This is a genomic window from Agromyces italicus DSM 16388, from assembly GCF_000421545.1.
Classification (GTDB): domain Bacteria; phylum Actinomycetota; class Actinomycetes; order Actinomycetales; family Microbacteriaceae; genus Agromyces; species Agromyces italicus.
Window position 1 is genome coordinate 374307 of the sequence record NZ_ATXF01000005.1, and the last position, 13532, is coordinate 387838.

Consider the following 13532-nt stretch of genomic DNA (forward strand, 5'->3'; position numbering starts at 1 on the left):
CCACCGACCGCCTGTGTCGGGTACGCTTGCGCCCATGATTCGGGGGACTCATTCATTCGCCATCGTCGCGCTCGCCGCACTCACCGCACTCGTGGTCGCCTCACCCGCCTCGGCGGCGACCACCGCGAGCTGGGCGGCATGGACGCCACTGACCGGTACGAGCGGCGCCTTCACCTCCGCCGTGACCCTCGCGGGGCAGCCGGCGCTCACCGCCGACATCACGAGCAACTCGCGTTCGGGCCAGGTGGGCGTGATCTCGGGTGCGTCGAACTGGCTCGCCGAAGGCACGGCCGTCGGCGCGAAGTACGGTTCGAGTTCGGGGCAGCAGTACCTCAATCTCCGTCCGAAGGCCGACAACGCGGCATCCCCCTCGACGACGAGCTATTCCTTCGCGACACCCACGCCGCCGTCGGGCTGGACCTTCGTGCTCGGCGACATCGACGCCGACCAGGTGCGAATCCATGCGATCGGCGCAGACGGCGTCGCCCTGACGTCCGCCGAACTCGGGTTCCGGGGCGGCTTCAACTACTGCGCCCCCGGCATCGTCGGCAAGCCCGTATGTACGGGCGACGCGAGCGACGTTCCGAGCTGGGATGCCACGACGCTCACGTTGACCGGCAACGCGGCCGCGGCCGACACCAGCGGTTCGGCCGCGTGGTTCGAACCGTCGGCGCCCATCAGCTCGCTCTCGTTCGTGTTCACCCGGCGTGCCGGGTTCCCCGTCTACCAGACCTGGTTCGCCTCCCTCGCACGCGACATCACGGGCACCGTGACCGACGTCGCCGACGGCCCGCTCGACGGTGTCGAGGTCACCCTGGTCGACCGCAACGGCGACGTCGTCGCGAACACCACCACCGCCGACGGCGGCCGATACTCGTTCCCCGGCTTCATCGCGACCGACGGGTACACGGTCGAGATCACGTCGCCGTCGGGCAAGATCGCCACGGAGGCGAACCGCAAGCCGGCCGACCTCGCTGACGCCGACGCCGTGGTCGACTTCAGCGTGCGCGACATCGTGCCCGTCGCCGTCTCGGGCCGCGTCACCGACGATGCCGGCGACCCGGTGCCGGGGGTCGACGTCACGATCGACGGGCGTACGACGACGACCGACTCGAACGGCGAATACCGGTTCGACACGGTTCCCGCCGGCACCCACACGGCCACGATCACCACCCCCGACGGCTACACGCTCACGACGAGTCCGCCGCCGTTCACAGTGCCCGAGAACAGTGAGACCCCGATCACGGGAATCGACTTCGTGGTGGACGCCCTGCCGAGCCTCTCCGGCACCGTGACTGCCGCGGGTGTCGGCGTCGCCGGCGTCACGGTCACCGCGGCCGGTCCCGACGGCACCGTCTCCGCGGTGACGAACGCCGCGGGCGACTACACCTTCCCGACCCTTCCCCCCGGCGTGTACGAGATCACCATGACCACCCCCGACGGCTACCTCGTCGTCGGCACGCCGACCCGCACCGAGACGGTCGCCGGCGCTGACCTCGAGAACGTCGACTTCGAGTTGGCCCGCACGGGCGCCATCGAGGGGGTCGTCTCCGACACCGATGGTGCCCCGATCGGCGGCGTCGTCGTGACCGTCGAGGGCCCCGACGGCCCGGTCGAACTCCCGACCGGCGGCGCGGGCGAATACTCGCTCGGCGACCTGCCGCCCGGAACGTACACGGTGACGATCGAGGTGCCCCAGGGCTACACGGCCTCGGGCGAGGTGACCCGCACCGTGACGATCACCGCAGCCGGCGAGGTGTTCACCGAGCAGGACTTCGTCCTCGCCCCGGTGGTCGCCCCGACCCCGTCGCCCTCGCCGACGCCGACGCCCTCGCCCTCGCCGTCGCCCGGTGACGGCGGCTCGACTCCGAGCGGCGCACTGCCGGCGACCGGCGTCTCGGCCGCCGCCCCCGCGATCGCCGGAGTCCTGGCGCTCGGCGTCGGCCTCGGGGCCGTCGCGTTCGCGCGAGGCGGCCGGCGGCGCACGCGCTGAGCCTCGCCGAGCCGGCGGCACCCGCCGGGTAGGCTGTCTCGGTGCTCGTCGCCATCGCCCTCTCCGTGTTCGTGGGCGCGGCGGCGCAGCGGGTCACCGGCATGGGCTTCGCACTCATCGCCTCACCCGCGCTCGTGGTGCTGCTCGGTCCGTTCGACGGCGTCATCGTCGTGAATCTCTGCGCGGTGCTGTCGTCGATGCTGATCCTGCCGCGGGTCTGGCGCGACGTCGAGTGGCGGCGCTTCGCCTGGCTCGTCGTGCCGGCCCTCGTGGGCACGGTCGCCGGCGCCCTCGTCGCGACCGTGGTGCCCGGACCGGCGCTCCAGCTCGGCGTCGGCGTGCTCGTGATCGTCGCGCTCACGGTGACGCTCCTGGTCACCCGCACCGCGCAGGCGGCGAGCGGCCCGACCCCCGCGATCGTCGCCGGCACCGCGTCGGGCTTCATGAACGCCTCGGCCGGTGTCGGCGGCCCGGCGCTCAGCGTCTACGCCGTCGCGACCCGCTGGCCGCAGACGGCGTTCGCGGCGACCGCGCAGGCGTACTTCATCGCGATCGGTGCCGCCGCCCTCACCGGCAAGCTCGCGGCGACGGGCTGGGCGTGGCCCGCGCTCGACCCCGGCGCCTGGCCGTTCATCGTCGGGGCCCTGCTCGTCGGACTCGTCGCCGGTGAGTGGCTCGCCCCGCGGGTCGGTCACCGTACCGCCCGGATCGCGGTCATCGTCATCGCCTACCTCGGCGGCACCGCCGCCCTCATCGACGGCGCGCTGGACCTGTTGTCGTGAGATCCCGCCCGCTCTGAATCGGATTTCTGCGACTGAACCCGACACGAACGGAGTTCACACGCGGAAGCGGGATTCACGCGCGGAAACGGGGGTCGTGGCCGAAGGTGCCGAGCTACGGGCGCCCGTCACGGGCGAAACGGTCCAGCCGCGCCTCGAGCCCGGCCCGCACCTCGGGCCACTCGTCGACGATGACCGAGTAGACGGCGCTGTCGCGCCAGGTGCCGTCGGCCCGGCGCTTGTCACGGCGCATCACCCCGTCGAGCTTCGCCCCGAGCTTCTCGATCGCCCCCCGCGAGCGCGCATTCGCGGCGTCGGCCTGGATCTTCACCCGCCCGAACCCGTGGTCGAAGGCGAGCGAGAGCAGCAGCAGCTTCGTCTCGGGATTCACCGCAGTGCCCCAGACCGCAGGGTGGTACCCCGTCCAGCCGATGTGCGTCGACTCATTGGCCGGGTCGAAGTCACCGAGTTTCGTCGCACCGACGACCCGGTCGTCGTCGGGGCCGCCCACGATACGCACGGAGAAGGGCCGGGCGGTGTCGCCACCGCGACCGAAGTAGTACGCGCGCGCCCAACGGTCGAACGCGGCCCGCCCCTCCGGCCGACCGGCCGAGCCTCCGCCGAAGCCCCCGGCGAAGACCTCTGGCCGGGCGAGCGCCTCGTGCAGCTCGGGGAGGTCGCTCTCGGCGAGCGGGGTGAGGCGCACGAAGCGCCCGCGGAGTTCGCCCGGCTCGGGCACGGTGGCGGTCACCCGATCGAGTCTGCCACGAGCGGGCGGATCGCACACGCCCGATACGGGTCCGGGTCTTCCCTCGGAGGCGAGTGCGTGCCACGATACGAGAGCACGACCAAATCGAACGGAAGGTGGGGGCGATGGGTTCCATCGACGATGTCACGAAGGCCGCACAGGACTTCATCGAAGAGAACAAAGACAAGATCGGCGACGCGCTGAAGAGCGAGCAGGCCGAGGGCGTGAGCGACAACGTGCTCGACAGCGTCGCCGACCTCGCGAAGAAGGTCACCGGCGGCAAGTTCGACGAGCACATCGACGGTGCGCGCGAAGCGGCCGATGGGGCCATCGGCAACGAGTAGCCGCGTCATGACGAAGGGGGGATGCCGGTGGCATCCCCCCTTCGTCATGTCAGGCCGGAGCGGGCCGTCCGGCGTCCGCTCCGGCCTCCGTCATCACACCTCCCGGCGTCGGCGTCGAACGGCGAGGACCGCGATCACGGCGAGACCGCCGCCGATGAGCAGCAGCGCCCAGGTGAGTCGCGCCGCGAGCGCATCGCCGTCGACGCCGGTCTCGGCGATCGGCGGGTCGAAGCGGTTGTCGACCGTGATCGTGACATCGGCGTCCTGGCCGACGACGACCGGGTTCGCCGCCGTGGCGCTCACCGTCACCTCGACCGCGCCGCCCGCGTCGGTCTCTTCGGCCCAGCACTCGGCGCCGACGGGCAGTTCGTCGAACTCGACCGTCTCGCCCGCGGTGATCGTGACCGACTCGGCGTCGAGCACCGTGAAGGGCTCGTTGCCGCCACGGTCGAGCGTGCAGGTCAACTCGATCTCGAACGTCTTGCCGTCGGCCTCCGCCGTCGCACCCGACACCGTCTTCTCGAGCACGAGGGTGCCGTACTCGAAGGTGTTCGTCGCGGTGAGCGTCAAGCGCTGCGCCTGCGGCGCCTCGACGACGATCGCCGCGTTCTCGTACGAGTCGAAGTCGACCGTCGAAGCGGTCGCGCCGGCGGCGTCGGTCTCGACGCCGAAGCAGTGCGTGCCGAGCGGCAACTGCACCGCGACGCCCTCGGCGTCGACGATCTCGACCGTCTCACCGCCGGTGAGCTCGACCGGTGCGTCGTAGAGCGTCACGAGTTCACCTTCGACCTCGACTTGGCAGGTCACCTGCACGGTGAACACCGCGTCGGTCACCCACTCGGCGTCGGCCGCCTCGCCGTCGACCTGCTTCGTCAGCTCGACGGTGCCGAGCGAGAACTCGTTGACGAAGCCGGCGGTGACGACGGTCTCGACGCCTTCCTCGGCCTGATCGGGGATGGTCACCGTGACCGGCGCCGCCGGTTCGTCGGCGTGGCCCGGGTCGGTCTCGGTCACGACGCACTCGGCGCCGACCGGGATACCCGTGATCGTCTCACTGCGGAACGGACCTTCGCCGCCGTCGCTGACCACGACGAGCTCCTGATCGACGACCGTCTCGCCCTCATAGGTGCACACGACCTGGAAGTCGTACTCGCCCTCGGAGAATGCCGGTGCGCCGGGACCGGCGACGTGCTTCAGCACGTCGAGCGCGCCCGTGCGGAAGTCGTTCACGATGTCGACCTGGACGGGCTCGGCACCCTCAGCCGAGTCGTCGCCGACGACGAACGTCTCCGGATCCACCGTCGACTCGGTCGCACCGCCCTTGTCGAGCTCGGTCACGCGGCACTCGGCGCCGGTCGGCAGGTTCTCGACGAGCCAGACATCGCCCGGGGCATCCTTCGTGAGCGTGTGGGTGTCGTCGAAGACGGTGTCGGGGTCGGCTGCCGGCAGGGTGCAGACGAGCTCGACCTCGAAGTCGCCGAACGTCCCGCCCCAGGCATCCGCACCCGTGCCGGTGACCGCCTTGACGATCTCGGCCGAACCGATCGTGTAGTGGTTGGTGACCGCGACGATGTTCACGACCTCGTCGTCGACATCGGGCTGCAGCGTGAACTCGGCACTCGTCGCCTCGCCGAGGTCGTCGTCGACGCCGTTGTGCGTCACGACGATCGTCGTCGAGGCGGCGTCGCGCTGCTCGGTCTCCTCGACCGTGCAGTCGGCGCCCGCGGGCAGGCCGGTGTAGCTCTGCTCCTCACCGTCGCTCAGCTCGAACTCCTCGTCGAGCACCGTCTCGCCCTCGAACACGCACTCGGCGGCGAAGCGGTAGATCGACTCGTACTCGATCGGCTCGCCGCTCTCGTTCTCGGCACCGCCGTTGTCGACCGACTTCGTGACGGTGAACCCGGCTGCGGGGAACACGTTCGTCACCGTGATCGTGATGGGCGTCTCGCCGCCGTCGACGACCACCGGGTCATCGGCCGTGGCGCTGATCTCGATGCTCCACGCGCCCTGACCGTCGGGCTCCTCGGCGTAGCAGTCGGATCCGATCGGGATGTCGGCGAGCGTCGCCTGCTCGCCGCCCTGAAGTTCGACCGGCTCCTGGTCGTAGCTCACGATCGGGTCGTTCGCCGGCCCGCGGTCGAGCGTGCAGGTGACGAGGATCTCGAAGGTCTTGTCCTCGGCGAACTCGGCCGCGTCGCCGTCGAGCACCTTCTCGATCACGAGGTCGGCGAGGTCGAACGTGTTCGTCGCCGCGATCGCGAGCTCCTGCACCTCGCCGCCCTCGTCGGCGACCACGATCACCGCGTTGTCGAACGAATCGAAGTCGACGCTCGAATCGGTCGCGCCGGCGTCGTCGGTCTCCTCGCCCCAGCAGTGCGTGCCGATCGGCAGCAGCAGGGGGTCGCCCGTCGCCGGGTCGGTGACCGTGACGGCCTCGCCGTCGCCGGTCACCTCGACGTCGCCGTCGAACAGCGGGTCGCCGCCGTCGGCGAGCGAGCAGGTCACGTGCACCGTGTAGGTGGCGTCGGCGATCGGCTCGGCGAAGTCGGGGTTCTCGGATGCCTCGCCGGCGAGCTCCTTCGTCACCGCGACCGTGCCGGCCGAGAAGTGGTTGTCGAGCTCGGCCGTCACCACCTGGGCGACGCCGTCGATCTCATCGGGGATCGTCACGTCGACCGGGTCGGGCAGCGCGTCGGCGCCGCCCGCGTCGGTCTCGGTGACGGTGCACTCGGTGCGCACGGGAAGCCCGGTGACGAGATCGCTCGTGAGCGGGCCCGCCGTACCGTCACCCGTGATCGTGAGGGTGCCCTCGCCGACGGTCTCGCCCTCGTAGGTGCAGACGTACGCGAACTCGAAGTCGACGTCGTCGCTGAATCCCGTGCCGGGGCCCGACACCGTCTTCTCGATGTCGAATCCTCCGACGCGGTAGTCGTTCGTGACGGTGACCTCGATCGGGTCGTCCTCGTCGCCGTCGACACCGATCACGACGGGCTGAGTCGGGGTGATGAGCACCTGGGTGGCGCCTCCGTCGTCGGGCTCGGTCACCGTGCACTCGGCGCCGGTCGGCAGGTTGTCGACCGTCCAGACCTCGCCGTCGGCGATGGTGTGCGTCTCGTCGTACACCGGGTTCGTGGTGGCCTGGTCCCATTCGCAGGTGAGCTGCACCTCGAACGAGTCGGCCGCCCAGTCCTCGGCGCCGGCGCCGGTGACGCTCTTCTCGATCGCGATCGAGCCCACCGTGTAGGTGTTCGTCACGGCCACCGCAGTGACATGCTGCTCGTTCTCATCGTCGGGCAGCACGGTGAACTCGGCACGGTGGTCGGTCGTCGGCTCGCCGGCGACGCCGTTCTCGGTGACGACGATCTCGGTCGAGGTCGCTCCGCCCGCGTCGGTCTCGATGACCGTGCAGTCGGCGCCGACGGGCAGATCATCGAACACCTTCTCGCCGCCGTCGGGCAGCGTGAACGTGCGGTCGGCCTCGGGCACGACCTCTTCGCCGAGGAAGGTGCAGCTCGCGGTGAACGCGAACTCGGGGTCGTACGCGATCGGGTCGCCGTTCTGGTCGACGGCGCCACCGTCGACGACCGTCTTCTCGACCGAGAAGCCGCCGAGCTCGTAGGTGTTCGTCACGGTCACCTGTTCGAGTTCGCCCTCATCGGGCGCGGGGTGGTGGACGGCGGCGTTCTCGGTGAGGTCGCGCCGCGCGGTCACCTCGCCCGAGGTCGTCTCGTCGGCCCCGGCGGGGTCGTACGTGACCGTCGAGCCCTGCGACGGAACCTCCTGAACCGTGCAGTCGGAGTACATCGGCAGGTTCGTGCCCTCACCGAACGGCACGACTGTGCCGTCAGCCGGCACCGTCACGGGAGTCGGACCGGCACCGCCCGCATCGACGAGCGCGACCTCTTCGCCGCCCGACATGCACTGCACCCCGAAGTCGTACGCATCGGGCAGCGGTGCCGTCCATCCGTCGGGGGTCACGACCTCCTTCTGGAGGGCGATCTCACCCGTCGGTACGGCGACGCCTGAGCGCACGGGCTCGACCGGGCCCTGGTAGATCTCCTGGCCGTTGAAGTCGGCTCGTGAGCCGGCCGCGACCGCGTTCCACGCGATCGGCAGGCCGCCGTCGTAGGCGTCGGGAACCTGGTACGGGGTCTGCGTGTCGAACGTGAAGGTTCCCGTGGCGCCGGGCTGGAGGCCGCTGCCCACAGGCCACTCGACAACCGATTTGAGCGCCTTCGCCTGCGCGAGCTCGGCGACCGGGGTCGAGTCGTCGAACTCGATCCACTCGCGCGTGCTCACGTCGGCGAAGCACGGATCGTCTGCGGGAACGGCCTCGCCGCGCGCGCTGAACTCGATGTCGGTCGCGTTGCAGGCGAGTGCCGGCACGCTCGTCATGTAGTAGGTCGTCGGCACCCCGGAGCCCAGGTCGCCGCCGGGCAACACATTGCCGAGGAAGATCGGCGACCACTGCGACCCGCGGTTCGTGCCGACCGTGACGCCGGTGTCGCCGACGGCGGGGAGCACGTCGATGCCCGCGATCGACCGCGCGGGCACGTTGCCGAGGTTGGTGAACTGGATGGCCCACCTCTCGACTCCGCCCGGCCGTGTGATCGGCACGCACTCGTTGCGGTAGAAGCCGGGGATGACCGAGTTCGGCTCGGCGCAGAACGCGGGGTCGCCCGTGGTGCTCAGCACGCCGAGGTCATCGTAGTTCGGGTCGTCGGGCGCGGCGCCGGGCACGCCCGCCGCCGCTCCCTTCACGCCCTTGACAAGGGTGATCGGTGCGGCCGCGCTCGGGCTCACCGTGGTGTTCGCGGCGCAGTCTTCGACGTTCGCCTCCTGCGGGTTCGTGATCGTGCCGAGGCTCGACGAGTCGCAGGTGTCGAAGGTGCGGTCGCTCGTCGCCGTGATCGTGTTGCCGACGGGCGTGCCCGGTGCGAGCCCCGGGCGGAACTGCAGCGCAGCGCTGATCACGAGCACGTCGCCCGGTTCGAACACGAACCCGTCGGGCACGGTGATGGTGACAAGCCCCGTCGTCGTGTCGAGCTCGCCGGCGAAGCCGGAGGCGTCCAGCACGGTGCCGTCACTCGCGGTCAGCGTGAACGAGAACGTCGGGTCGACATTGGGGCGAGGAATCAGCAGCGATCCGCTCGCGTCGGTCGCCACCTGGTCGGTGAGCTCGAGCCCCGTGATCGGCCACTCGCCCGTGTTCGTGATCGTCATCTTGTACGGGATGCCGCCCGACGGCGGGAACTTCTGCGAGGCGGAGCCGTCTTGGCCGTTGCCGGGCGTCTTCACGACCTTGATGCCGTTCGAGAGGTGCTCGAGCACCGTCGAGTCGGTTGCGTCGTCGTCGGCTGTGAAGTTGGTCTCGCCGTCGGCCCAGGAACCTTCGCCGTGCACGTCGACCACGTCGGTCGTGGTGCCGGGTGCGGTCTCACCAGGAGCGACCGGCACGTCGATGCCCGGCTGCGTCGTCGGCACCGGAACATCGGTCTCGCCGTTCGGCCCGTATCGGAGGTCGACGAGCTGGTTCGCCGTGAAGGCGATCGGCACGACCGGGTTGATCGGGTTCTCCCAGTTCGATTCGTCGTCGTCGACGCGGAACTCGAACCGGAGTCCCAGCACGTCGCCCTCGGCGACGCCCGACGGCAGAGCGGGGTCGACGAGACCGCTCGAATCGGCATCCTGCCACTCGCCGACGCTCCAGCAATCGGTCAGGTCGTCGGAGCCGTCGCAGCTCTGGCTCAGCACGTTCGTGCCGCCGTCGAAGGCGTAGTCGACGCCGGTGAGTGCAGAGACCCGCACCTGGCGGACCGGAGTCGGCAGGGTCGCCTGGGGGAACGACGCGAACTCGAACTGGTTCCAGAAGGTGGGGTCGTCGTCGGTGATGGTGAGCACCGTCGTGCGGACGTTGCCGGTCGGCTGGCCGGTCAGCGTGACCGTGTAGCCCTCGCGCGGCTCGTTCTCGACCCGGTTGTTCGGGTCGGCCGAGGTCGACGGCGTCTCGATGTCCTTCATCGCCTCGACGCCGTACTGGGCGTCGGCGAAACCAACCGTGTCGGTCGCGGTCGCGTCGGCGACGTCGAGGTCGGGATCGCCGCCGGGGCGGGTGACCTCACTCCCCGCAACGTTCGTCGCGGTGTCGGCGGTCGTGACCGGGGCGCCCGAGGTGCGCTGCGTCGCGCGTGACTGGTAGGTGAGCACGACGCTCGACGTCTCGGTGGTGAGAATCGAGACCCCGTCGGGGTCGGTGTGCAGCACCTCGATGCCGATGACGTCCGCGAGGTCGGTCGGCGAGAGCGCGAGCGCATCTTCGATCGAGATGGGGGCGTCGACCGCGCCGCCCTCACGGGTCAGCGTGACGGTCGACTCGGTCGCCTCAGCCGGCACCGAGATCGAGTCGATGGCGTAGAGGTTCAAGAACTCGTAGACGTCGGTCGCCGAGCCCGGAGCCGGGTCGGTGATCTCGAGCGTCTGCACCGAGGCCTCGGTCTCGTTCTTCGCGGTGATCGTCGCCTTCACCAGCGGGTAATCGGCGGCCGGTGTCGTCGCCGGCGGGATCGGCAGCTCGTCTTGGTCGAAGCTCTTCGTGACCGAGGTGTTGACCAGCGAGTCGAGGATCGTGATCAGGTCGTTGTCGGTCTGGGTGATGTCGGTCGAGCCCTCACCGTCGATCTCGGCGGTGTTGTTCACGACGCCGGCCTGGCCGCTGTTGAACGTCTCGTCGTGGAGGGTACCCGTGACCGCGCCGCCGTCGCTGCGCTTGAAGTCACGCAGCTCGAAGACGAGGTCGAGGTCGCGGTCGTGATCGTACGAGGCTGCGACGCCCGAGCCCGGCGCGGGCCCCGAGCCGCCCCCGCGATGGGAGCCCTCGGCGTAGGTGAGCCGCACGGCACGGGTCGAGGCCGCCTCCCCCGCGTCGAGCACGTAGCCGGGGAACGCCCCGTCGCAGGCGGTGCCGTCGCCGCATACCGTGGTGGTGATGTCGACCCACTCGCCCGTTCCGGCGACGTCGTCGAACTCGAACAGCTCGACCTTCGACACCCGGTCGAACTGCATCGAGGCATCGACGCTCGCATCGATCGGCGCGATCTCGACGAGGTTCCACGCGTCGAACGCCGAGCTCGCGATCGCGGCGTCGTCGTAGTCGGGGCCGGCGGTCGAGTCATCGGTGATCGCGACGGTGTCGAACGGCACGCCCTCGGTCGACCACGAGATGCGCGCGGTGCGCTGGTCACCGCTGAACGCGAAGAGCGGGTCGGCCGCATCGACGATCCAGTGCTTCTCGAAGAGATCTGGGCCGGGGCCGTCGCCGTCGATCGGGTTGAGGTCGATCGCGTCGTCGTCGGTCGCGGTGTTGTCGTCGGGCGTCACGTCATCGGGGTTGTCGACATCGGAACGCGCCTCGTTCGGCACCGTCAGCGGGTCGGCCTCAGCAGCCGCCTCCGCCACCGAACCGGAACCGTCGCGGAACTGGTCGCGCGTCTCGACCCTGATCGACGGAGCGACCTGGAAGCCGGGCGGCAGCTGCTCGCCCTCCTTCGGCGTGTAGACGAACTGGATGCCCTGGATCTGGTCCTGCGTGACGGGCGCGGTGCCGCCCGGCACTGCGAGCACGAGGGTGCCCTCGCCGTCGAGCTGACCGCCCGGCAACGGCTCCCACGAGTCGCCGTCCCAGTAGTTCACCTGCAGGTCGGCATCGGCCGGCACACCCGCCACGACCTGGCTGAGGTCGAACGTGTTCCAGAACGGGTCGACCGTGCCGGCCTGCGGGTCGGCCGGGTCGCTCACGACGAGCACGTCGGAGCCGATGGTCGAGGCGTTGGGGCCCTCGTCGTTGACCTGGGCGAGGAAGCTCACGTCGGTCGTCGAACCGGGCACCGCCCATTGCGAGTCGCGGGCGATGTTCTTCTCGATCGTCGTCGAGACGCGCCCCGGCTGCCGGGTGACGTCGTCGCTCGCGGTGTCGGTACCGGTCTTGCCGGTCTCGTCGGTGACGATCGAGGTCGTCTCGTTGGTGCTCGTGACATCTTCGCCCTCGACGGCCTGCGCCTCGACCGTGAACGGAAGGGTCGCCGCGCCGTTCTGGATGATCGGTCCGGTGAACGTCACCGTGAAGCCGACGACCTCGCTCGCGTCTTCGAGGGTGGGGTCGGGAAGGGTGTTCGGGGTGTCGGCCGTGAGCGTCTCGGTCTCGCCGTCGGCGTAGACGTACTCGATCGACGCGTCGGTCGCGTTCGGCGGCCAGACGACGCCGTCCGTGAAGCCCACGAAAGTGAGGCCCTGGTCGGCGAGGTCGGGCTGGTCTGGGGTCGGCTCCTGGATGACCATCTCGGTCACGGGGCGGAACCCGTTCGTCGCGACGATCGTCGCCGTAGTCTGCTCGCCGGCCAGCAGGTTCGGGTCGGCGAACTCCTTCGTCACCTCGACGAACGGACCGGTGTTCGAGATGACCACGTCGCCCGGTGCAGTCTTCGGGGTGCTCGGGGTGTCGTGCACGACGATGTTCGACGACGCCGTGTTGGGCACCGTCACCGACTCTTCGATGGGAATGTCGAGGACCTCGCCGTTGGTCTCGGCGCCGATGCCGATCTCGGCCGGTTCGTCGCCCGACGGCGGCAGTTGGTCGCCCGTCGAGGAGCTGAACGTGAATCTCAGGCCCTTCACGTCCTCCTGGGGGACGCCAGCCGGAATGCCGGAGGGGTCGGCGGGAATGGGGCCCGGTCCGTACGCCGAGGTCCAGTTGCCGTCGGCGTCGACCCACTCGATCTCGACCTGGTCGGCGCCCGCGGGCGGGGTGATCGAGGTGATCCCGGTGAAATCGAAGTAGCTGTCGAACGGGCTCGCGACGCCGTCTGCGGGGTCTTGCACGACGATCTCGTCGACCGATCGGTTCGAGGCGTTGCCGCCGCCGATCGAGTAGTCGACCGGCTGGTCGGGCAGCGCGGGCACGCCGGGGGTGCCGTCGGGCTGGTGGTCGTCGACCGACTTCGTGACGGTCGAGTCGAGCACCTCCGGCACTTCGATCGTGATGGTCTCGCTGGCGGTTTGAGGAAGTGCGTTGTCGCCGCTGACCGTCGCGGTGTTCGTCACGTCGACGCCGTTGTAATCGGCGCTGATGTCGTCGGGGATCTGCACGAAGACCGTGATGGTGGCCTTCGTGCCCGCGGGCTGCCCGGTGCCGGCCGACCCGGTGGTCGTGAAGTCGACGGTGAAGCTCGTGCCGTCGATCGCGACCGTCGAGTCGCCGCCGCCCGAGACCGAGACCGCGGGGTCGACGCTCGGGTCGAAGATCAGTGGCTCGGGCAGCGTGTCGGCGAGTTCGGCGTTGATGCAGGTGTCGACGAGGTTGCTGTTGCAGGTGAGTTCGATCGTGTAGCTGAACTGTTCGCCGGGGTCGTACGGCGAGGTGTTCGGGTCGACCGACTTCTCGAGGATGAAGACGGCATCGTCTTCGGCCGCGAAGGCGGGCGCCGCGGCTGGTGCCGCCAACCCGACCGCCATCAATACCGCGGCGACTCCAGCGAGTGTGCGACGAACCAGCGACATCTACTCCCCCTACCCCGACGGCCTCTCCGACCGTCTCAGGTGCGCGCAGGGAACGCACCCGAAACCGAGACTAGCGGGGTCGGCAGCGCTTTCGAAAGAGGGCTCGCGGCGGAAGC

General features: G+C 70.0%; 5 protein-coding genes. 3 read left to right on the top strand and 2 right to left on the bottom strand.

The window, feature by feature from the left end:
- Nucleotides 1-34 precede the first annotated feature (34 nt).
- A complete protein-coding gene (locus H516_RS0106100; RefSeq protein ID WP_022888834.1) occupies nucleotides 35-1993 on the top strand; it encodes an MSCRAMM family protein in 1959 nt (652 codons plus the stop codon).
- 41 nt (nucleotides 1994-2034) lie between these two features.
- Nucleotides 2035-2775, top strand: coding sequence for a sulfite exporter TauE/SafE family protein (locus H516_RS0106105; protein ID WP_022888835.1), 741 nt, complete (start codon nucleotides 2035-2037; stop codon nucleotides 2773-2775).
- A 112-nt stretch (nucleotides 2776-2887) separates the two neighbouring features.
- On the opposite strand, the gene H516_RS0106110 is transcribed toward H516_RS0106105, so the two are convergent.
- Nucleotides 2888-3523 (bottom strand): GNAT family N-acetyltransferase, encoded by a 636-nt coding sequence (locus H516_RS0106110; RefSeq protein ID WP_022888836.1) that lies wholly within the window; start codon nucleotides 3521-3523, stop codon nucleotides 2888-2890.
- A gap of 122 nt (nucleotides 3524-3645) precedes the next feature.
- Between H516_RS0106110 and H516_RS0106115 the strand changes: the two genes are divergently transcribed.
- Entirely contained in the window at nucleotides 3646-3864 is a 219-nt protein-coding gene (locus H516_RS0106115) for an antitoxin (protein ID WP_022888837.1), read from the top strand.
- A 93-nt stretch (nucleotides 3865-3957) separates the two neighbouring features.
- On the opposite strand, the gene H516_RS0106120 is transcribed toward H516_RS0106115, so the two are convergent.
- On the bottom strand, nucleotides 3958-13416 hold the full coding sequence (locus H516_RS0106120) for a DUF5979 domain-containing protein (RefSeq protein ID WP_157432162.1): 9459 nt from the start codon (nucleotides 13414-13416) through the stop codon (nucleotides 3958-3960).
- Nucleotides 13417-13532: the final 116 nt, after the last annotated feature.

Coding starts and splice junctions, on each gene's coding strand:
- H516_RS0106120 (WP_157432162.1), bottom strand. CDS start 13,416: ATGTCGCTGGTTCGTCGCACACTCGCTGGAGTCGCCGCGGTATTGATG.
- H516_RS0106115 (WP_022888837.1), top strand. CDS start 3,646: ATGGGTTCCATCGACGATGTCACGAAGGCCGCACAGGACTTCATCGAA.
- H516_RS0106100 (WP_022888834.1), top strand. CDS start 35: ATGATTCGGGGGACTCATTCATTCGCCATCGTCGCGCTCGCCGCACTC.